The 21,191-nt window shown below is 62.4% G+C and carries 22 protein-coding genes; 16 read left to right on the forward strand and 6 right to left on the reverse strand.

The genetic code is table 11. From position 1 onward, the window contains the following. Window positions 1-114 precede the first annotated feature (114 nt). From AC3EC3_RS17250 to AC3EC3_RS17265, 4 genes are all read right to left on the reverse strand, one after another. Window positions 115-585, reverse strand: coding sequence for a hypothetical protein (locus tag AC3EC3_RS17250; protein ID WP_488490834.1), 471 nt, complete (start codon window positions 583-585; stop codon window positions 115-117). Between the two features lie 263 nt (window positions 586-848). Further along, the gene (locus AC3EC3_RS17255) at window positions 849-1,472 is read right to left on the reverse strand and encodes a hypothetical protein (protein WP_488490835.1); all 624 of its coding nucleotides are present in this window, start codon (window positions 1,470-1,472) and stop codon (window positions 849-851) included. Further along, a complete protein-coding gene (locus AC3EC3_RS17260; protein ID WP_488490836.1) occupies window positions 1,469-2,434 on the reverse strand; it encodes an MvdC/MvdD family ATP grasp protein in 966 nt (321 codons plus the stop codon). Before AC3EC3_RS17260 ends, AC3EC3_RS17255 begins: the two co-directional genes overlap by 4 nt. Then, window positions 2,431-2,940, reverse strand: coding sequence for a hypothetical protein (locus tag AC3EC3_RS17265; protein WP_488490837.1), 510 nt, complete (start codon window positions 2,938-2,940; stop codon window positions 2,431-2,433). The genes AC3EC3_RS17260 and AC3EC3_RS17265 overlap by 4 nt, the downstream gene beginning before the upstream one ends. A gap of 162 nt (window positions 2,941-3,102) precedes the next feature. On the opposite strand from AC3EC3_RS17265, the gene AC3EC3_RS17270 reads away from it, so the two are divergent. The 8 genes from AC3EC3_RS17270 to AC3EC3_RS17305 all read left to right on the forward strand — a co-directional run bounded on the left by AC3EC3_RS17270 (window position 3,103) and on the right by AC3EC3_RS17305 (window position 15,492). Then, complete coding sequence (locus AC3EC3_RS17270) at window positions 3,103-4,296, forward strand: DUF932 domain-containing protein (protein WP_488490838.1); 1,194 nt, start codon at window positions 3,103-3,105, stop codon at window positions 4,294-4,296. A 177-nt stretch (window positions 4,297-4,473) separates the two neighbouring features. Then, window positions 4,474-6,615 carry a ParB/RepB/Spo0J family partition protein gene (locus AC3EC3_RS17275; protein WP_488490839.1) on the forward strand — a complete coding sequence of 714 codons (2,142 nt, stop codon included), beginning with the start codon at window positions 4,474-4,476 and terminating at the stop codon, window positions 6,613-6,615. Then, window positions 6,612-7,139 (forward strand): hypothetical protein, encoded by a 528-nt coding sequence (locus AC3EC3_RS17280; RefSeq protein WP_488490840.1) that lies wholly within the window; start codon window positions 6,612-6,614, stop codon window positions 7,137-7,139. Before AC3EC3_RS17275 ends, AC3EC3_RS17280 begins: the two co-directional genes overlap by 4 nt. 207 nt (window positions 7,140-7,346) lie before the next feature. Then, window positions 7,347-11,642 (forward strand): strawberry notch-like NTP hydrolase domain-containing protein, encoded by a 4,296-nt coding sequence (locus AC3EC3_RS17285; protein ID WP_488490841.1) that lies wholly within the window; start codon window positions 7,347-7,349, stop codon window positions 11,640-11,642. Further along, window positions 11,642-12,682, forward strand: coding sequence for a DUF7146 domain-containing protein (locus AC3EC3_RS17290; RefSeq protein ID WP_488490842.1), 1,041 nt, complete (start codon window positions 11,642-11,644; stop codon window positions 12,680-12,682). The genes AC3EC3_RS17285 and AC3EC3_RS17290 overlap by 1 nt, the downstream gene beginning before the upstream one ends. 308 nt (window positions 12,683-12,990) lie before the next feature. Beyond that, complete coding sequence (locus tag AC3EC3_RS17295; protein ID WP_488490843.1) at window positions 12,991-13,917, forward strand: DUF2493 domain-containing protein; 927 nt, start codon at window positions 12,991-12,993, stop codon at window positions 13,915-13,917. A gap of 323 nt (window positions 13,918-14,240) precedes the next feature. Next, a complete protein-coding gene (locus tag AC3EC3_RS17300) occupies window positions 14,241-14,849 on the forward strand; it encodes a hypothetical protein (RefSeq protein WP_488490844.1) in 609 nt (202 codons plus the stop codon). 4 nt (window positions 14,850-14,853) lie between these two features. Continuing rightward, window positions 14,854-15,492 carry a hypothetical protein gene (locus AC3EC3_RS17305; protein ID WP_488490845.1) on the forward strand — a complete coding sequence of 213 codons (639 nt, stop codon included), beginning with the start codon at window positions 14,854-14,856 and terminating at the stop codon, window positions 15,490-15,492. Between the two features lie 149 nt (window positions 15,493-15,641). Here AC3EC3_RS17305 and AC3EC3_RS17310 read toward each other — a convergent pair whose 3' ends face one another. Both AC3EC3_RS17310 and AC3EC3_RS17315 read right to left on the reverse strand, forming a co-directional pair. After that, window positions 15,642-16,535, reverse strand: coding sequence for an FRG domain-containing protein (locus tag AC3EC3_RS17310; protein WP_488490846.1), 894 nt, complete (start codon window positions 16,533-16,535; stop codon window positions 15,642-15,644). Between the two features lie 336 nt (window positions 16,536-16,871). Further along, a complete protein-coding gene (locus AC3EC3_RS17315; protein WP_488490847.1) occupies window positions 16,872-17,081 on the reverse strand; it encodes a hypothetical protein in 210 nt (69 codons plus the stop codon). Between the two features lie 311 nt (window positions 17,082-17,392). On the opposite strand from AC3EC3_RS17315, the gene AC3EC3_RS17320 reads away from it, so the two are divergent. The 8 genes from AC3EC3_RS17320 (at window position 17,393) to AC3EC3_RS17355 (ending at window position 21,184) form a co-directional block, all read left to right on the forward strand. Then, complete coding sequence (locus tag AC3EC3_RS17320; RefSeq protein ID WP_488490848.1) at window positions 17,393-17,560, forward strand: hypothetical protein; 168 nt, start codon at window positions 17,393-17,395, stop codon at window positions 17,558-17,560. 141 nt (window positions 17,561-17,701) lie between these two features. Further along, on the forward strand, window positions 17,702-18,142 hold the full coding sequence (locus AC3EC3_RS17325) for a hypothetical protein (protein WP_488490849.1): 441 nt from the start codon (window positions 17,702-17,704) through the stop codon (window positions 18,140-18,142). A gap of 584 nt (window positions 18,143-18,726) precedes the next feature. Continuing rightward, window positions 18,727-19,053: a DUF736 domain-containing protein gene (locus tag AC3EC3_RS17330; RefSeq protein WP_488490850.1), complete on the forward strand. Its 327-nt coding sequence runs from the start codon at window positions 18,727-18,729 to the stop codon at window positions 19,051-19,053. Between the two features lie 189 nt (window positions 19,054-19,242). Further along, on the forward strand, window positions 19,243-19,491 hold the full coding sequence (locus AC3EC3_RS17335) for a helix-turn-helix domain-containing protein (protein ID WP_488490851.1): 249 nt from the start codon (window positions 19,243-19,245) through the stop codon (window positions 19,489-19,491). A 124-nt stretch (window positions 19,492-19,615) separates the two neighbouring features. Continuing rightward, the gene (locus AC3EC3_RS17340) at window positions 19,616-19,876 is read left to right on the forward strand and encodes a DNA -binding domain-containing protein (RefSeq protein ID WP_488490852.1); all 261 of its coding nucleotides are present in this window, start codon (window positions 19,616-19,618) and stop codon (window positions 19,874-19,876) included. 129 nt (window positions 19,877-20,005) lie between these two features. After that, on the forward strand, window positions 20,006-20,350 hold the full coding sequence (locus AC3EC3_RS17345; RefSeq protein WP_488490853.1) for a transcriptional regulator domain-containing protein: 345 nt from the start codon (window positions 20,006-20,008) through the stop codon (window positions 20,348-20,350). Window positions 20,351-20,432: 82 nt separating this feature from the next. After that, entirely contained in the window at window positions 20,433-20,762 is a 330-nt protein-coding gene (locus AC3EC3_RS17350; protein WP_488490854.1) for a DUF2285 domain-containing protein, read from the forward strand. Window positions 20,763-20,902: 140 nt separating this feature from the next. Beyond that, window positions 20,903-21,184, forward strand: coding sequence for a helix-turn-helix transcriptional regulator (locus AC3EC3_RS17355; protein ID WP_488490855.1), 282 nt, complete (start codon window positions 20,903-20,905; stop codon window positions 21,182-21,184). Window positions 21,185-21,191: the final 7 nt, after the last annotated feature.

The raw sequence follows: 21,191 nt of genomic DNA on the forward strand, positions 1-21,191 counted from the left end.
CTCGTCGGCATCCCATCCTCCAGACTGCTGAACAGCCCAGAAGGATGGCCTCAAACGATCAGGCTCAACACCACCGCACAGGTGGGCGGAAATTAATCGGAATGGTGGGCGGGATCAGATCAGAATCCCGGGCGGGAATTCCTCGGAATGGCGGGCGGCATCAATTCGGAATCCGCAGTCATTCCCGACGGCGACGACGCCGGGTCCGGTCGTCATGAGGCGCGATCGCACGTCGTCGCGCACATCCGCTATGGTCTGGCAGCCGGAGTCGTACGCGATCGCCTCGGCCGCAAGGATGTCGACAATCCCGCCTAAGCCACGCTCGTCCGGCATCCGCATCCACGCCATCATCGGAAGCGACTGGAGATACGCCACCCGCGCGCTGGCGTTCGCCGGATCGTCTACGACGAGCAGCTCCTCCAGATGATGCCAAGAGAGGAACGGGATGCGCCCATGCTCGAGCAGACGCTGGTGAAGATCTCGGGCTATCTGCCCCTTGGGCGACGCGGGCTTGATGGCGGCGTCGATCCAATCAGCCCAGTGCGATGTGTCTGGCGCGATGATCGTGGCCGTCAGGAGGGTCATGGGGCTGTAGTTCCGTCCTGAGGACTAGGCGCGATCTGAAGGCCCGGAGCGGTCCTGCCAGTACATGACTGAGTCGGCGACGAAACGGCGCGTCTACGATCTATCCGTGGCTCGACCGGCTGGCGTGGTCGCACCTCCGAGATCACGGTACGAGTGATCTGCCGGCCGGACGGTCCCACGGGCTGGGCGATCGTGCATTTCAGTTCGGACGGAACGTCAGCCGCCGGCTTCTGTACCACGACGACTTTCGGGGCGGGCGGCTCCTACGCGGCGTTGCGAAAGCCCATCGCATAGAACAGCGGATCTAGCAGCAGGAGCAGGATGAATATCCCGAACGCCCGGAGCAAGTGCTCGTGCGTGACCAGAATGCGCGTGACCTTCTCGTTGACCACGTCCCGGGAATTGCGTGTCGCTAGCAGGGTGCCTCGGGTCAACTTGCGAAGTGGATTTGGCGTTTGCCAAGCGGCCACGATCTCGGCCTCCCCGACCTTCTGGAAACCCCGAACCTGCAGGGTCTTGAAGGCGTTGAATCCGGCTCCAGCGACGTAGACTGTCGCCAATGCCAGTACGAACAGCCGAGCCGAGTCTGGTGCCGGACCCGCCTTCTTCTCCCAATTGGCCGCCTGCAGTGTGATGATGACCGGAACCAGTGCCGCCAGCACCGCGAGGTAGGTCGTCGCCTTGCCCTCCGCCGTGCGGACCCTTTCCATCTCGGCAGCCGCCACCTTCTGCGCCTCGTCGAGCGCCCGTTCCTCGTTTGAGCTCCAAACTGCTGCCTGGATCGCGGCTCGATCCTGTTGAAGCCGTTGTGCTTCATCGGTCTTCTGTGTCGGGGTGAGCGGCTCGATGTACGGGAAGACCGCACTGGCAATCGAATGCCAATTCATGTTGGTGAGCCCGCGCAAAGCGCATCGACAATCGCGGCGGTCACCGGGGCACCCGTCCGCTGCTCGATCCAGGCCCACTGGCCGTTCGGGTTGGCCTCTAGAAACCAGAAACGGCCATCTGAATCCTCGACGAGGTCAATCGCCGCAAACCGAAGGCCAAGGTCGCGCGTGACCGCGATGCAGGCAGAAGCCACATCAGCTGGCAGCTCTATAACCTCGTGGTCGAGATCCCTGCGAACGCCCTTCCGCCAGTCAACCTGCGTCTCGTCATATGCCTGCGACAGTATGCGGGTCGCGAAGGGTCGGTCGTCCACCACGAGCAAACGGATGTCGGACCGCTTCGAAATCTCGCGCTGTAGGATCATTGGCGCACGCCGAAAGCCATCGGCATCGGCCGCATCAAGCGCATCCACCCGACTGGTGAAGACGACACTGCCGATTTCCCCGTCGTTGATCAGGGCATGCCGGAGGGGCTTCGCCACCATCGGCCCTTCCGCGAGGAAGGCGCGGGCATGCCCGAACGCATTCGTGACGAGCGTTCCAGGGATCTGAAGGCCGAAGCGGCGGGCGGCGGCGAGCTGCCTCGGCTTGTCCTCGGCGCGTAGGATGGAGAATGGCGAGTTCAGCCACCGCCCCTCGAGCGCGTTCCAGAGGCTCCGGACTATCGCCGACCATTCCGCCACGACGTACTCGGCGATGGCGTCGCTTCCACTAACCTCAATATTGCCCGGCCGGCGATAGTAGGCGCCCGTCACATCCGCGAGAGACAGGTCGCCGCACGGTCCGATCAGCGTGAGGTTCGAAGGGTCGCCATCGACCATTACGACCTCGTGCTGGGGCAGGTCTTCAGTATTCAGGCGGACGAAACGCAGGCCGCGTCGACGCATCTCCATGACGACGTAGTCAGTCGTCACGTCGCGCTTATTGGTTACGAGGAGTATCAGTCCGGAAGGCGCGCTCACCAGTATGGCGCCGCCGCTTCGTCGTCCCGCTCCTGTTGGGCCTCAGTCTTCGTCTGCAACTCGGGCAGGCACAGGGATGCGTCCTCGTCGTCCACCTCTTGTCGGACCCGCGCACCGGTGCTCGTCTCCAGCGCTCCGAAGCGAGACGGATCGTCGTCGTCTACCTCAACCTGCGTCATGGTCTTGCTCTGCGTCACGACTAACGCGCCGCCGGCGACCTCGATGATTGGCACGACACCGTCTTCGCCGTCCAAAACCCAAACCCCCAACTCGGGCGAATAACGCCCCGGCATCTCGGCGTCGGCGGACCTCGGCGTGGCGAAGCGGAGCAGGAACGGGTCGGCGGATGCAATCGGAGAGTGAACAGTCATCGGCATCGATCCAGTGGCAGTGTCGTTGATTGGGAACATGTAAGGAAAATTGGGCTTCAGAGGAAGGGTTCGGGCGATTGTTTCGTGAAAGAAACTACCGTCTTGGAACAGGGAATATCTGTCAGAAGCGGACATTCGCGGTGGTTGATCTGAATGACCGACTGGGGTCGAGTGCCAGCATCGTTGGGCAGACTACTGCCTCCCTGACGCTGGGGAGAGTGAGAGGGCGGAAGAAATTTCCGTGACGGGTTAAGTTTCGGGAGAGAGGCTTCCGGCGCCCGTCGCGGAGTGTTTCCCATGAACATGAATGTGCTCGAAGCCCGCCGGGATGTCAGCGGGGGCTACAAGGTGGATGTCGGTCGGGGCCAGCGCGTCGGCCGGGTTTCGTCGGAGTGGTTCTCGCGGCCCCACGACGAGCGGTTCCTGTCGCTCGGCGATCTGGCCGGCGCGGTGCGCGGCCGAGCCGAGCGGAGCCGGACCCGTGTGGTGGAAACCGCGCTGATCCATGTCGAGGCGAACCGTGCCGATCCCGAGAGGCTGTCGCTGATCCTGCCGGGGGCGGAGGCGCCCGTGGCCCCAACGCACTGGAGCTTCGGCCAACTCGCGGCCCAGATCGGCGCACCGGCTGCCTACCTGCGCAATCTCCCGGCGGCTCTGGCTGGGATCAACCTGCAATATGGCCTGACCTCAAACCGGGCGGAGCAGATCAAGACGCTGGAAACCGACGATGGCCGCGTCGAATTGCGGGCCGTGACCGGGCCGGATTACGGTCGCATCTACGACTACGAACTGGTCGAGGCCGTCCAGCGCATCGCCGGCAACGGCACGGGGGATACCCGCTGGAAGGTGCCGGGCGTGCTCGACTGGTCGACCGGGATCTATAACCCGCGTGTAGATATCACGAAGGATACGACGACGCTCTATGCCTCGGATCGCGATGTATTCCTGTTCCTCGTCGATGATCTGAACCCGATCGAGGCAGGCAGGCTGCCCGACGGCTCGCCTGACCTGTTCTTCCGCGGCTTCTACTGCTGGAACAGCGAGGTCGGGGCCAAGACGCTCGGCATGGCGAGCTTCTATCTGCGCGCCGTGTGCCAGAATCGAAACCTCTGGGGCGTCGAGGATTTTCAGGAGATCAGCATCCGGCACAGCAAATATGCCGCTTCCCGCTTCGCTCACGAGGCGGCCCCGGCGCTGCTGAATTTCGCCAATTCCTCGCCTGCGCCTTTCATCGACGGCATCAGGGCTGCGCGCGAACGTATCGTGGCCCGCACCGACGAGGATCGCACCGACTTTCTGCGCCGGCGCGGCTTCTCCAAGGCTGAGACCGGCAAGATCATCGACACGGTGCTGGCCGAGGAAGGCCGCCCACCGGAATCGATCTTCGATTTCGTGCAGGGCATCACAGCCGTCGCCCGCGACAAGCCGCATCAGGACGCCCGCCTCGACATGGAGGCGAAGGCGAAAAAGCTGCTCGACCGCGCATCGTGATCCTTCCGCAGAGCCGGAGATGCGGTTTTCCGTGCCTCCGGTTCTGCGCTTCTACGCCGTCCCGTTTTTCCGCTTCCGTGGCGCTGCCCTCCAAGAGTGAGAGGGTGGCGCTTCGCTTCGTGACGGATTGGAGGTCTGGAGAGAGGCTCCCGACCGCCCGTCGCGGAGTAAATCCCCATGGCTACTGCCGTTCAGAAGATCATCCTCTCGTCCTCGCGGGACATCCCTTTCAACAAGCTGGTGTTGAGCCAATCGAACGTCCGGCGCATCAAGGCGGGCGTTTCTATCGAGGATCTTGCCGAGTCCATCGCCCGGCGCGGTCTCATCCAGTCTCTGCATGTCCGTCCCGTCCTCGACGATACGGGCGCGGAAACCGGAATGTTCGAGGTGCCGGCGGGCGGGCGCCGCTATCGGGCGCTGGAACGGCTGGCGAAGCAGAAGCGGCTCAGCAAGACGACCCCCGTACCCTGCGTCGTCAGCGATGCGGCTACCGGCATCCTGATGGAAGAAATCTCCTATGCCGAGAATGACGAGCGTATCCCGCCGCACCCGCTCGATCAGTATCGCGCCTTTCAGGCCATGCGTGACAAGGGCATGGACGAGGAAGCGATCGCCGCCGCCTTCCTGATCGACGTCAACGTCGTCAAGCAGCGCCTGCGCCTCGCTTCGGTCTCACCGGCGCTGCTGGAGATCTTCGCCGAGGACGGCATGGACCTGAAGCAACTCATGGCCTTCACCGTCTCGCAGGATCACGCCCGCCAGGAACAGGTCTGGGAGCAGATCCGTAATGGCTGGCAGAAGGAGTCGTGGCACATCAAGCGCATGCTCACCGAGACCACGGTGCGCGCCTCCGACAAGCGGGCCGTATTCATCGGCATCGACGCCTATGAGGCGGCTGGCGGCGTCGTGCTGCGCGATCTCTTCGAGTCCGATGATGGCGGCTGGTTGCAGGATGTCGGGCTGCTCGACCGCCTGGTGGCAGAGAAACTGACGGCCATCGCCGACGAGGTTGCGGCTGCGGGGTGGAAGTGGGTCGATGCTGCCGTCAGCATCCCCTATGGCGTCACCCACGGCCTTCGCCGGATAACCGGCATCGTCTTCGATATGACCGACGAGGAGCGCGCTACCCGCGATGCCTTGCAGGCGGAACTCGACGGCCTGGTCGCGGAATATGAGGATGCGGACGAACTGCCCGATGCAGTGGATGCGCGCCTTGGCGAGATCGAGGTGGCGATCGACCATCTCGACAGCCGTCCGGTCAGCTATGACCTGAGTGAGATCGCGATCGCGGGTGTCTTCGTCAGTATCGATGCGGATGGTTCGCTCGCCGTCGATCGTGGCTATGTCCGCCCTGACGACGAACTGCCAATGGAAGCAGCCGGTGGCGATGAATTGCCGGAGGAGGCAGTCGATCCCGAAACCGGTGAAATCCGCCCGCCCGCTGCCCAGCGCGCTGTCATCACCATCGGCGGTCAGCCGGCACCCATTGAGGAGGATGAGGGCGAAGACGGTATCAAGCCGCTTCCCGAACGCCTTATAGTCGAACTGACCGCCCACCGCACGCTTGCACTGCGCGATGCCGTCGCCAGCCACCCGCAGGTCGCTATGACGGCGCTGCTGCACAAGCTGGTCTCGGATACCTTCCTGCATCGCCCGGCGACGGGCGCGCTCGAGGCCAATGTCCGGCAGATCCATTTTCCCGCGCAGGCGGAGGATCTGAAAGACAGCATCTCGGCGCAGTCTGTGACCGATCGGCATGAGCGCTGGGGTGATCATGTCCCTGCCGACGATCAGGCTCTGTGGGACTGGCTGACCGGGCTCGATGACGATAGCCGCATAGACCTGCTCGCCCATTGCGTCAGCTATGGCATCACAGCCCTCTATGAGCGGCCCAATCCCCATAGCGGTTCCGGCGTCAGCGAATATGGGTTGAACGTCCGTATGGCCCAGGCCGAGCGGCTGTCGCAAGCGACGGGCCTCGACATGGCGGCAGTAGGCTGGCGCCCAACCGTTGGCAATTACTTTGGCCGGGTAACCAAGGCGCGCATCGTCGAGGCGGTGCGGGAAGGCGCAGGCGAGCGAGCGGCGCAGCTTATCGACCATATGAAGAAGGGCGACATGGCCAAGGAAGCGGAGCGGCTTCTGGCTGACAGTGGCTGGCTGCCTGAACCGCTGCGCTCGACAGATGCTCATATTGAAACGGCGGGCCTCCCAACCGATCAGGACGACGCCGATTCTGCTCTCCCGGAGTTTCTTTCCGGTGACGGTGATGATGAGGAGCCGGTCGAAGACGAGGAAGGCTTGCTTGCCGCCGAATGACTGATCGCTGGCGGGGAGTGGGGCGGCTCATTTCCCGCTGGCAACTTTCCCCATTCTTCAATCCTCACCCGACTCTTTTTTGGCCTTTGTTGTTTCTGGAGACTGACGTGGCCGACTATTTTACTCATTTCTCGTGCCAGCTCGATGTTCGCACGCCTGAGAACGCTGCTCGCGCGCTCGACCTCTACCATGCCCTGTCCGCGGAAAGCACATCGGAGGGATCACCTGCCGACGGTTTCCTTCTATCGATCCAACCCGAGCACGAGGGCACGAACCTCTGGATACGGGATGACACCACAGGCGATCCCGAGCGTGTGATCGATTTCGTGATCCGCTGCGGCAATGCATTTCGTCTTTCCGGCCTCTGGGGCTTTCAATACGCCAACACATGCTCAAAGCCTCGCCTGGACGGCTTTGGCGGTGGGGCTCATGCGGTCGATCTCGCCACAGGTAAGACGATTGCCTGGACCTGCACTGATGGCTGGCTTGCTGAGGTCCTGGGCGGAGGCGATCCTGATTCCTGAAACCATCGAAAGCACAGGCCGACGCTACGCCTTTACCGAGGCTGGCTGCGGTTTCCGCTGACCAGAAAAGCGCCTACCTTGCGGTCGGGCGCTTTTTTCATGCCGGAGCACAGAGAGTGAGAGGGCCGGCGGGAGGGAATTGAGCCCGGTCGGTCGAGAGAGAGCCGTGCGGGCTTGTCCTTTCCCCTCTCCTGAAAGCTCCACCCCATGAACGTCCTGTCTTCCATGGTATCGGCCGCGCCGCCACTCGCCCCATCGTCGTGCATCCTTGCCGCGGCTTATCTCCTGCTGCCGCATCTGGAACGCGGCGAACGGATCGATGCCGCCGTTCTGCGCTCCACGATGGAAACCGCCTTCGGCGCCTCAGATGCGTCAGGCGCTTGGGACTGGAAAGCGGTCTACGAAACCTGCGAAGTCGCTACCGTCCTGTTCCTGCGCAAATACGGAAAGCCGCTGTTCCGTAAATCCGCTTTGCCGGCCGCACGATTGTCCGTGCTGATGAAGATTGCGGGTCTCCTGCCCACACATACGCGCCGTTCGGAACAATCCCAGGCGCTGCAACAGTTCTCGACGCCGTTGCCCCTCGGCTTGGCCGCCCTGACGGCTGCTGCGATCATGCTAACCGATCGCGTGCTTGAACCCTCGGCCGGCACCGGCCTTCTGGCGATCCTGGCCCAGACATCGGGCGCATCGTTGATCCTGAACGAACTGGCCGATACCCGCGCCGAACTGCTGTCCGCGCTCTTTCCCGCCATCGACATAACCCGGTTTGATGCGGCCCAGATCGACGATCACCTCGATCCTTCGGCGGTTCCATCGGTGGTGATCATGAACCCCCCGTTCTCGGCGATGGCGCATGTTGCGGGACGCGTGCAGGATGCCGGATTCCGCCATATCGTTTCCGCGCTCCACCGGCTTGCGCCTGGTGGGCGTCTGGTCACGATCACCGGCGCCAATGTCGGGCCGGAACTGCCGGATTGGCGAGATGCTTTCGTCGCCCTGCAGGCGCGCGGACGCGTCGTGTTCTCTGCTGCCATTGCGGGGTCGGTCTATCAGAAGCACGGGACGACTTTCCCGACGAGGCTGACCGTCATCGACAAACTGCCCGCCGATGGCCCTACTATCTTCCCTTCCTCGCCGGGGACGGCGTCCGATGTCGCAACCCTGCTTGGCTGGATCGAGACACAACTCCCGCCGCGCCTGCCGGTGATGCTTCCCGCCGAGGTCCGGCGGATTGCAACCACGCCCAAATCCGTCCGCGGTTATCTGGCGCGCGCAGTTGCCCCGCGCCCGATTGCCAGTGATCCCCAAGGCGTCGAACTCGCCTATGACACTCTGGAATGGAGGCCGCCCGAGGCAGCCCATCTCACCGAGGCGATTTACGAGACCTACGGATTGCAGTCGATCCGTATTCCCGGCTCACAGCCCCATCCGACCAAGCTGGTGCAATCGGCGGCGATGGCGTCCGTTCCGCCGCCCCGGCCCAGCTACCGTCCGACGTTGCCAACGAACATTCGCTCGCTGCTGTCGGATGCGCAGCTGGAAACCGTCATCTATGCCGGAGAAGCGCACGGTGGTCATCTTGCCGGATCGTGGACGGTCGATGCGACCTTCGATCTCGTCCAGGCAGCGCCCGCCGAGGCCCCGAACGCCGTTCGCTTTCGTCGGGGCTTCATGCTCGGTGACGGCACCGGCGCCGGTAAGGGGCGTCAGTCGGCCGGAATTATCCTCGACAACTGGATGCAGGGGCGCCGCAAGGCGGTCTGGATCAGCAAGTCCGACAAACTGATCGAGGACGCACAGCGCGACTGGTCGGCGCTCGGCATGGAGCGACTGCTGGTCACGCCGCTATCGCGTTTCCCCCAGGGCAGGCCGATCTCGCTGAGCGAAGGCGTCCTATTCGCAACCTATGCCACGCTACGCTCCGACGAGAGGGGCGAGAAGGTTTCGCGCGTCCGCCAGATCGTCGATTGGTTGGGTTCCGATTTCGACGGAGTCCTCATTTTCGACGAGAGCCATGCCATGCAGAACGCCGGCGGCAGCAAAGGTGAACGGGGCGACGTCGCGCCCTCGCAACAGGGGCGTGCGGGCTTGCGCCTGCAACATGCACTTCCCAACGCCCGTGTTGTCTATGTCTCGGCGACCGGTGCCACGACGGTCCACAATCTCGCCTATGCCCAGCGGCTGGGCCTTTGGGGTGGCGAGGATTTTCCCTTCGCCACGCGCGCCGAGTTCGTCGAGGCGATCGAGGGAGGGGGCGTGGCGGCGATGGAGGTGCTGGCCCGCGACCTGCGTTCGCTCGGCCTCTACACGGCCCGGTCGCTCTCCTACGACGGAGTGGAATACGAACTGGTCGAACACGCGCTGACTGACGAACAGCGCCGGATCTATGATGCCTATGCCGGGGCCTTCGCTGTGATCCATAACAATCTGGATGCGGCGATGCAGGCGGCGAACATCACGGGGCACGACAGCACGCTGAACCGGCAGGCCAAATCCGCCGCCCGCTCCGCTTTCGAGAGCGCCAAGCAGCGGTTCTTCGGCCATCTCCTGACCAGCATGAAGACGCCGACGCTGCTCCGCTCGATCGAGACGGATTTGGAAGCGGGCCACGCGGCTGTCGTTCAGATCGTTTCCACCGGCGAGGCGCTGATGGAACGGCGGCTCGCCGAGATCCCGACAGAGGACTGGAACGACATCCGCGTGGACATCACGCCAAGAGAGTATGTGCTGGATTACCTCGCCCATAGCTTCCCGGTTCAGCTCTACGAGCCGTTCACCGATAGCGAGGGCAATCTGTCGTCGCGCCCTGTCATCCGCGACGGTCAGCCAGTTGAAAGCCGCGAAGCCGTCGCCCGGCGCGACGAACTGATTGAGCATCTGGCGGGCCTGCCTCCGGTTCCGGGGGCTCTCGACCAGATCGTCCAGCGTTTTGGCACCGATATGATTGCTGAGGTGACGGGACGGTCACGGCGGATCGTTCGCAAGGGCGATCGCTTTGCCGTCGAGAACCGTGCACCTTCGGCCAATCTCGCCGAGACCGCTGCCTTTATGGACGATGCAAAGCGCGTGCTGGTCTTCTCTGACGCTGGTGGCACGGGGCGCAGCTACCATGCCGAGTTGTCGGCGAAGAACCAAAGGCTGCGTGTCCACTATCTGCTCGAACCGGGCTGGAAGGCTGATGCCGCTATCCAGGGGCTCGGCCGCACGAACCGCACGAACCAGGCGCAGCCGCCACTATTCCGGCCGATCGCGACCGACGTGAAGGCCGAAAAGCGCTTCCTCTCCACGATCGCGCGGCGGCTGGATACGCTGGGTGCTATCACTCGCGGGCAGCGGCAGACCGGCGGGCAGGGGCTGTTCCGGCCCGAGGATAATCTGGAAAGCCCCTATGCCCGCGACGCGCTGCGCCAGCTCTATCTGCTGATCGTGCGGGGCAAGATCGATGGCTGCTCACTGGATCGTTTTCAATCGGCGACGGGCCTTCGGCTGATGGACGACAACGGCATCAAGGATGAACTGCCGCCGATCACCACCTTCCTCAACCGCCTTCTCGCTTTGACGATCGAACTTCAGGGCATCCTGTTCACCGCTTTCGAGCAACTGCTCGACGCCAAGGTCCAGGGCGCCATCGTCAGCGGCATCTATGATGTCGGGTTGGAAACTCTGACGGCGGAGAGTTTCGTCGTCACCGATCGCAAGGTGATCTACACCCATCCGGCGACCGGGGCCGAGACCCGGTTGCTCACCATCACCGAGAAGCGGCGCAACCGGCCGATGGGGCTGGCCGACGCGCTGGCGCTCGTCGATGCCGATCGTGGCAAACTGCTGATCAACGCCAAGTCCGGCCGTGTCGCCGTGCAGGTGTCAGCCCCCTCGCTGATGCTCGACGATGGCGAGATCGAACGGCGCGTTCGGTTGATCCGACCGATGGAGCACCAGCATGCCTCCTTGAAGATGATGGCCGATAGCCATTGGGAGGAAGCCGACCGCGCGGCATTCGCTGCCGTCTGGAGTCGCGAATACGCCGAGGTGCCCGAGTTCGAGGACACGACGCTGCATATCGTTGCTGGGCTGCTCCTACCGGTGTGGAAGCGCCTGCCGAATGAGTCGACGCGGGTCTATCGGCTCCAGACCGATGACGGCGAGCGCATCATCGGTCGCCGGGTTTCTCCTGCCTGGGCGGCGAATGCCTCATCGGCTGGCACGACAAATCTCTCCGCCGAGGACATCCATCGAGCGCTCAACGAGGGACGCACGATCATCGAACTCGCCGAAGGGCTCCAGTTGCGCCGTGTCCGCGTCATGGGCGCGAATCGGATCGAATTGACCGGCTTTAGCGAAGCGATGCGCGAACGCTTGCGGGCTTATGGTCTCTTCACGGAGATCATCTCTTGGAAACTGCGCTTTTTCGTGCCGGTGGACGCGGCTGGCGTGACTGTCCTTGGCAAGCTCACCGATACCTACGGCATCGTCGGTATCTCCGAGAAGGAGGCAGCGTGATGGCCCGGCAGGATGCTTCCGATCTGGCGCAACGTCTCGGTCGGCAGGCCGAAGCGGCGTGTCGTGTGTATCTCGACGCTGGTTGCCGCCAAGGTAACTACTGGCAGGTCGGTGATGTCCGAAATACGCCCGGACGCTCGATGTTTCTGCGGCTCAAGGACACGGCAAAAGGCCCGGCTGGCAAATGGACCGACGCCGCTACCGGCGAACATGGTGATCTGCTCGATGTAATCCGTGAGAGCCTCGGCCTCATCGACTTCGCCGAGGTCGCCGAGGAGGCCCGCCGCTTTCTTAGTCTCCCGTATCCCGAGCCAGAGCCGCCGCCCAAACGAACTGCTCGTACCCATGCGACGACAGGCTCGTCCGAAGCTGCACGTCGGCTCATCGCCATGTCTCAGCCTATCGGTGGCACGCTCGTGGAAACGTATTTACGCAGACGCGGGATCACGGCTTTGCACAGAGCCGGAAACCTGCACTTCCACCCCCACTGCTATTATCGGCCCGATGATCAAAGCCCGACCGAGCAATGGCCGGCGATGATCGCCGCTGTCACCGATCTCTCAGGCAGGGTCACAGGCGCGCATCGGACCTGGCTCGCACCTGACGGCTCGGGAAAGGCACCGATCGAGATCCAGCGGAAGGCGATGGGGGATCTTCTCGGTCACGCTGTACGCTTCGGCATCGCCGGTGATGTGATGGCGGCTGGCGAAGGCATAGAAACCATCCTGTCGGCACGGCAGGCGATCCCTCACATGGCGATGGCGGCGGCGTTGTCGGCAGCCCATCTCACCGCCATCCTGTTCCCCGATACGCTCCGGCGGATCTATATCGTCCGCGACAACGATCCCGCAGGGGACGGCGCGCGGGATAGCCTGATCGAACGGGCGAATGCGGCGGGGATCGAGGCTGTCGTGCTGTCACCAATGCTTGGAGACTTCAATGAGGATCTCAGGCAGTTCGGAACGGATGCGCTCCGCGCCACACTCCGGACGCAACTTGCTCCACAGGACGTCGCCCGTTTCATGGCACCCACGGCATAACCGGGAGGAAGGAAGATGGCGGGGGCATCGCCGTCGCCGCCAGGATGCATTGATCCATCGGCAAGAAACCGCGCCTCGGCCTTCGAGAGGGCGATCGGCCCATAGCTGGGCCGGGTCGGCAATGGCTGCGCCCGGCTATTTTCCGGCGGCGGCGGAGCCGCCTTTCCATCGCGAGGCAAAATAGCCGGTCTCCGCCATCCTCCGCTGCGCTTCGGCCCAGCGCTTCGCGCCGGGTGCAGGCCCGTCCCACCCATGGGCTTCGTCGCCATGAAGGCCGCGACGGTCGCGGTTCACCGACGGAGCATCCCATGAGCACGTATGACGATTACGAACCCCATCACGAATCCTCACCCACCGACCATATCACTCAGGAGCTTCAGCTATACGGCTATCGCCCTTCCGAGGACGAACCAGATCCCCGCCCGGCACCGGAAGATCGCATCATCGAAGGGGCCGTCGCCGATATCTTCGATGCCCTCGTCGCAACGATGGCGGATACCAGCCTCGATCACGATCTCGAAGATCTCCTCTGGTCGACCGTCAACATGTTCCACCGTGCCGTCGATCGGGTCGAGCGCAAGCTGGACGATAACGAGCAGGGGCAAAAGCGTCTTCAGCGCGAACAGGACGGCTCCGAGGTCAAGTCCGTGCAACTCGAAAGCCTGATCGGGGTAGGGGGATCGCTGATCGAGCGCCGCGACAGTCTCGAGGTTTTCCGCGACAGTGCCGCCAGCCTCTATCTCCGCACCACCGGCTCACCCTGGTCGCAGCGTGCCGGTTCGCGCGTCAACCACCGCCAACTTACCGCCGCGATGATCGACTCACGAGATTTCATTGCCGCCAAGCGCCGTGCCGAGACCGAGGTACTAGTGCCCGCTGGCCCGAAGATCGCCTTCTCCGGCGGGGATACTGCTGATCACCAGCTCATCTGGGCCAAGCTCGATCAGGTTCACGCCAAGCATCGCGATATGGTGCTGCTGCATGGAGGTTCGCCCAAAGGCGCTGAGAAGATAGCTGCGCGTTGGGCTGAAACCCGCAAGGTGCCACAGGTCGCCTTCAAGCCCGACTGGACGAAACATGCCAAGGCAGCGCCCTTCAAGCGCAACGATGCCATGCTGGCGATCATGCCGATCGGGGTCATCGTCTTCCCGGGCACGGGCATCCAGGACAATCTTGCCGATAAAGCCCGGAAGCTGGGGATCCCCGTCTATCGGTTCGGTTCAGGCGGCGCGTGAGCGCCGCAATGAGCAAAGTTACCGGGGCGCATCTCCACTGCGAGAAGGCTAGCCTTTGGGGACAAAACGGTCTTTCATGAGCCGGGTATTGGAAGGCGGATTTCGGCAAAATAGGTCGTTCACGGTGCCTCGGATTCTAGCCGGGTAACGAGCAAGCTTGGGCCGGTGGGCAATCAGCGCCGTTCGGATGCACTGACGCTAATTGTAGACATTTGTACAAGTTGCAGCCATCTTGTTAAAAATCCACAACTCTTTCTTCCGATGCGCCGTTCAGCTTATCCCACCCTGGAGGCTCCTTCATTATTGCGGAGATACCCAAACCTATGACCGGCTTATCCGACGCCGAAGCTGAAGCTTTCTATCTCGCATCCTTGCGTGAGTTCGATTGCGGCGCAATTGGTGACCATGGCTTCCAGGACCGGATGCGAAGCTTGGCCGACATGCTGCCCGATCAACTCGCGACCTCGCTTCGGCGGGAGATCGGCGTGGACGATGGGCCGTCTCCTGCTGGCGAGCAACGCGAGGACACGGAAAGCGAGATATTAATCAGAGCAATTGAGGAAGAAGGTGGCACAAGGCAACGTGGCGCCGCTTCGCCGCCAATGCTAGAGCTAGTTGTCCAGAACGTCAGGGGCATGAGCCGCTGGCACTTCCGGAAAACAGATCCCGATCACTTCCCTTCCGTGCCGCACGGCCATGAGGACAACATGGATTGGCCGGTCTGCGATCCTTATACCGGACGGGTCTACGATGGCGACCGTGAGGAGCTTCAGGACCGACGTCTGTCCCGCAAAACGCGGATTGTTCTCTGGAAGGACGCCAAGTTCCGAGCTTTCGCTCTGGCCTCAATCATGTACCACGAAGACACTTTCCGATACCGACCTATCAGGGTGCGGCGCCCGCACCGCCTGCCAACCATCTTCCGGCACTGAGCCGATGGCACGCAGAAGCAAGCGCCTGCCCGATCCCGAAGGTAGTATCGCTTTCACTGTTGAAGAACTGTGCAAGGCAGAGATTGATGCGGCGATCGACAGCTTCGTCCTAAACAGCAACCTTATTGCAGCGCACGTCCTGGCCTCGGCAGCGCACGACGTGATGCGCGGGCACGCGACCCGGGTTGGGCTTAGTTTGCGCGCTGACTTGCATGCGAACATGGCGCAGCTCTCGTCGCATGAGGACAAAATTGTCATCGACACGATGGCGCACTTTTATAATTCTATGAAACATTCAAACTCAAGCGGAGTTGCCGTAAACATACATCCCAGGATTGTCGAGAGTACGCTCTACTGTGCCGCGCAGGAACATGGCTGGTTGTTTAAGCAGCTTTCCGCAAGGATGGTCACCTTCATTGCGTGGTTCACCGTCGTTAATCCTGCGCTCCTCGATGAAAACGACAATAAGCCATCCGAGTTGGTAAAGGCCTTTCCTTCCGCGCTTCTGCAGGCGCCTCGTTCGGAGCAGATGAAAGAGTTGAAGCAGGCGATCGTGAAGATCGCCGTGGATAGTGACGGCCCGGAGCAATTTCAGGACGCTTTTGATGTAAGTGACCTATGGGGGCCGCCCGATGGAGGGTGAGGCTCACCACTCGACCTGAGCGGTGCCGGCTTTCCGAATGCATCCGCTCTTAAGTCCAAGCTTTTGTATTTCTTGACAGCGTCCTGTTTCCTCCGAAACGGTCGATCACCGCTTTGTTTGGGAACCACAATAGTTGGTCGGATTTCGATTCAGATTAGTTTGCTTGCCGAAACCGGTGTGGTGAGTGTGCCCGCGATATAACGCGCCGCGCGCTCAATCTCGGGGAAGAGCGTCTTTTCGTTGATGGCGAGTTTGTCGAGTTGATCGCGAATGTCTTTCTTGGCGCCAGCGGCGATAGTGATGCGGTCGATCTTGACGCCTAACGCGTTGGGGTCTTCGAGTTCCTCCGTCAGGCCGAAGACGAAAAAGGCACCCGATTGCGCGAGGATTCGCTTGTTGTTCTGCTTGGGCTTAACCATCAGGACGTCGTCAAGGTCGCTCGGCTTGATCCCGAACTCGAACCCGCTACTCTCTTGGCGGATGAAGTGTACAAGCCGCCGGATCGGCAGAGATGTGTTGAACTCTTCCTGTTCGAGACTGGTGTCGATTTTCTTTTGCAAATCCCACCGCAGGCGCGCCAGGTTCGCCAGGATGCTAACGGTGTCGCTGTCGAAATAGCGCACCCGTCGCTTGGATACCAACAGGATGACGACCTCGCCGTCCGCCTCAACGCTGCGCAGGACGCGCTTGCCGGCGCTAATCGCCGGTACGCGCTTCTTTGTCGGTTCGCAGGCGAAATAGAGCGCGACCAGCGGATTCAGGGACACGTCGAGCACGCGAGTCGGCAGCGAATAGTGCTGCATCCGGACGAGCAGTTCGAGGGCGCTCGTATCAGCAGAGAAGTCCTCGGGATGCGCCGCCACCAGCTCGCGCAGGAGGATGTGTTCGTTTTCGCGGTTCACGGCAGTTCGAAAGATCGACGGCTGCAGCTTGAACTCCGAATTGCCGTGCCCTCGGTACGACACCAGTCGCGTCGCCGGCGTCGTTCGGCCAAGGATTTCCGAAACAAAGTCCTCCAGCTTTTCGATCGGTGCAGTCGGCATGGTAGTTCCCCTCAGAAAAATGAACCTAGGGAATTTCGGGGGCCAGTATATAGGAATGATTTTGGTGGCCGATTCCGGGCAGAGGTTGCTGGCCGGGAACAACCGGGATTGGGGCGCTCTGCTGACGGCCAGCTTTGCAGCGTCCCATCGGCGGGTTCCGCTTGGAGCCACCGTTCATGGTAACTGATCTGAGCGACCGGCTCTGGTCGGACCCAGTCCCTTTGCGTTGCCCTGCGGGCCGCGCTTTCGGCTGCGCCGGAACCCCGCCTGCGTCGGGTTTCCGTCATTCGGCTTCAATCGCTAACGCTAAACATCGCGGGTCAGCGCCCAAGGTCGTCAGTCGGGCTCCCCCGTCACCGCGATGCGAGCGGAGCGGGCGTAATGGGCCAACTCCGTGTCGCTCACGATCAGGCGGTCCAGCAGATCTTTCATGTCGGCCTGATCGGATGACGATTGGAGCGGCCCAGGCTGTCGCTCGATCGCCAGCACCGCGATGGCCAGCGCCTTCTTCACGAGATGCAGATCGCGGTCTTTGAACTCGGCCATGTCAGTCACCTCATGACTGTCTCCGTCATCCCTCGATAGCCGAACGCCGAAGCGATGGAAGCAGGAAATGCTAGGTATCAGTATGGGCAAAGCTATCGGCTTTGACGGAGAGCGGAGCAGCACCCCCGCTTCACTGCGCTGATCCTTGGTCCGGCCGCAGGCCTGACGCCATCAACCCGTAAAGGGTCGGACTACGCATATGCGTGCCGCCGTTCCCGGCTTCGCCTTCACGGTGATTGCGGCCCACGGCCGGACACATCGGGCGCCTGTCAGCGGGGGATGATCCTCCGCTCGAAACAGGAGCCGGATCGATGTCTTTCACTGACGCACACGCCTTCGCCTTCAGCCTTGCCACCACCCTGATGGCCGTCATCGTCATTTTCCGGGCTGGAGATGGCACGCTGTCGGTGACAACGGCGGCAGAGTATGATGGCGACAGCGCAGCGATCATCAATGAAATCGACCCCTTCGCTCGATGATTGGGAAGAGCCGTTAATCGTGAGCGGAAACCTTCACCGGTTTCCGCTCCCATCCGCGTTGATGTTCTGCTATAGTTCCGTTCGCGCCATGGTGGTGGTGGAAGGCGCGACCCTCAGACTTTTGTCTTGAAAGGCACCACCATGATTCTTCTTGGCATCCTTTTGTCCGTCGCGGTCATCGGCTTCTGCTGCTGGCTCCTCTTCACGCTTGCCGTGTTTGCCTTACCGTTCTTTTCAGGAATGGCCGTTGGTATGTGGGCTTACCACACCGGCGCGGGCTGGCTCGGTGCCATCCTTATCGGCATCATCGCGGGCGGGCTCATTCTAGGCGTCGGGCAGGTTCTGCTCGGGGTCGTCCGGTCGGCCTGGGCCAGGTTTGCGATTGCTGTAGTCTTCGTCGCGCCGGCCGTTATCGCTGGCTATCATGCCGTTCACGGCATTGTGAAGCACACGATGCCGTCGCAAACTTGGCAGTTCGCCTTCTCCACGATTGGCGCAATCGCGGTTGGAGTGACGGCGTTTCTTCGCATTGCAGGCATGACGGCGATACCCGCGTCGAACCAAGGGGCAGCGCGGGCGTAGTGATCCCGGTAGCACTGCTGGCGGCACCAACACGGCGGGGGGCCTGGCTACCCGCCACCCTGAGATTGTGCTGGGTTAGGGCGGCCGTGACGGATCGTGCGGGCGTGCGGAACCTCTCGCCTCTCATGAGAGCGTGGGTCCGGCGCTTGTACGAATTGGGCGGAGCAAGCGGATGCCGATGCCCGGGGATCCTGCCGGAAGCCGAGTAGGGGAGCAGGGCGCACGCGCTGTCTTGCCGAGGATATCGACGCCAATGAACGGGCCGCTCTGTTCCCCTTGCCGGTTGTGGAATGTCGCCATGCGCTTCCTTCGTCTCTCCGTTGTGCGAGCGCACCTGGCAGCCTCTTCAATGGCCTGATCTGGCTGAAGACCGGCTTCGCCTTGACCGCCTATGCCGCAACGGCGGCGTCCGACTTTCTTCCCCTGCCGGCTGCGCCGTCATTCCTCGCGCGGCAAGAAAGTCATCCTTCGCCGTCCTCCGCGATGCTTCGGTCGCAAGCGATGCGCCGTCGGTCGTCTCCAGCCCACCGATCGCCATCGAGGCCGCATGGTGCGGGGCTCGAAACGGAAAACGGAGACTAAAAATGGCGACCATCGGCACCTTCAAGAAGACCGGTTCGAACGAATTCACCGGCGACATCGTCACCCTCAGCGTCCAGGCCAAGGGCGTGCGCATCATCCCCGACCAGCGCGCCACCGGCGAGAATGCCCCCAGCCACCGCGTCCTGGTCGGCCGCGCCGAAATCGGTGCCGCATGGTCCAAGCGCTCCAATGAGGGCCGTGAGTATCTGGGTCTCAAGCTCGATGATCCGAGCTTCAACGCTCCTATCTACGCCAATCTTTTCGACGACGAAGATGGTGAGGCCTACTCGCTGATCTGGAGCCGCCCCAGCGGGCGCCGGGGGGATTGACCCCCGGGCGCCGGCCCCGGTCGAAAGGTAGGGGCCGCGTGCCGTCAAGCGATCGAATCCGTGCCGGCACAGAGGCGGAAAGGCAAAAGGAGCAGCGTCGGTCGAATTTTCTGTGGCATGATCAGCAAGGACGACTAAATTAGTCGTAGTTCTGGAATGTGCGCCGGAGGCGGTGGGAGGTGATCATGCATGATCACCGCTCGACAATCGCGGGCCGCACGCGCGTTGCTGGGTTGGACGCAGGAGACGCTCGCTGACAAGGCTCAAGTATCGCTGACCGCGCTGAAGCGCCTTGAGTCCGAGAATGGTCTCGAGGTGTATGAGACGACGCGCGATCAGGTCCGCAGGGCGCTTGAAGCCGCAGGCATTGTCCTTCTGTCGACCGACCGGGGTCATGGAGTGCTGTTGGTCGATGATCGCAAGGGGTCGAGCATCTAAATTCGTCGCCGAGCGTGATGCCGTGGCGGCATCACCTGATGTCGAGCGACATGCCTCCGGAATAGACCGCGATGCGCTAGGATGCGTGCCTTTGCAGGGCACTGCACATTGCGGGGGAGGGGCAATGATCGAACCGTTCGAGGATAACGCGCCATCTGGCAACGAACTGACCGAGTATGATCGATCCCATATCAGGCTCTATCTGCGTTTGCTGGATGCTGCCGCCGATGGCGCGGATTGGCAGGAGGCCGTGGAGATCCTGTTCGGCATCGATCCGACCAGCGAACCGGATCGCGCCAGGCATGTCCATGACAGCCATCTCGCACGAGCCCGCTGGATAAGCAGTGCCGGCTACAAGCACTTGCTCCGCTTGCGACCTGATTGACACGAGGACTCCGAGCTGGGTGATGCCGTGGCGGCATCGCGCGATGCCAGCCGGCAATCTTCCAAAATAACCCGCCGCCCCGGATCGTGCTCAGGTCGACTTGAGCGTGATCTGCTGGGAGTTAGGCGTATGAAACCGGACACGTCACGCTGGCGAGATGGGGATAGCTATCAGTTTTTCGATGCCTTGACCGTAGAAGGTCTCGCCTGGGAGTGTCTCCGGCGGGATGAGCATTACCAGTCGCTTTACCAGGGGCTCGTAATCGAAAAAGTCGAGGCTGATCCGCTGCCGCAGGAGGTGCAAAGACGATGGGGCCTGCGATTTTGCGGCTCGGCCCGGGCTTTCCGCCGTAGAGCAGGCGGTGTTCTGGTCTCCACTGGCCAATCCAGCGGTCCTTATCGTCACCCGAAGTCCCGAAACTCTGTCGGGTGCGCCTTCTCCGTTGCAGTCGGGCGCCGGCACCGCACGCGATAGTTCCGACGGCAGCCATTTTGTCGATGATACGGCGCAACTCCTAGTCCTGCCAGGCATCGACCCCGCAGCTCCGCTTGCCGCTTTGATCCCGTTTGACGATGACACGCTTGGCCGCATCGACGCTCTGACACGGGTCTGGCGTGCCTGGAATGGCCGTATCGTCCCGCCCGACACGCGGATCACCTCCAACCAACGGCGACGCCTGCGCCTCAAGATTCAGGCTGCTGATGGGCGCAAGAATGGTGCGAGCTATCGCGAGATCGCCATCGCTATCTTCGGTGAGGCGCGCACGGCTGCCGGGCCATGGAAGACATCGTCCCTGCGCGACACCGTCATAGAACTGGTGGAAGGCGGCATCGGCCTGATCGCCGGCGGCTATCTTGGTCTTCTGCGCCATCGCCGCAGATCATAATCTGTCCTTACAGGGCTCGGGGTAGGGATCTTGGCCCTCCCTTAATTCCCCATCCCCCCTGAAAACCATCCTCCGCCACCTTGGTCTTCGCCCGCCGCTGATGCGCTGCGGTCGCCCGAAACACCACGGAGGCTCGATCCATGCGACCCGATCTCGCCCTTTTGCCGCCGCGCTTTCTGCGCACCAAGGAGGCGGCCGAATTCCTCAGCCTTTCCGCCCGCACGCTGGAAAAGCATCGCACCTACGGAACCGGCCCCGCCTATCGCAAACTCGGTGGGCGTGTCGTCTACTCGATTGACGATCTCGAGGCCTGGGCCGCGCGCGGTGCTGTCACCTCGACCACCGATCCACGCGGTGCCGTGTTGCCGGCCAAGCGGCAGGCATTGCCTGCCGTCCCGCAGCCCGGCCGTTACGCGCGTTGACTGTGGG

The organism is Novosphingobium sp. BAM6, from assembly GCF_057784955.1.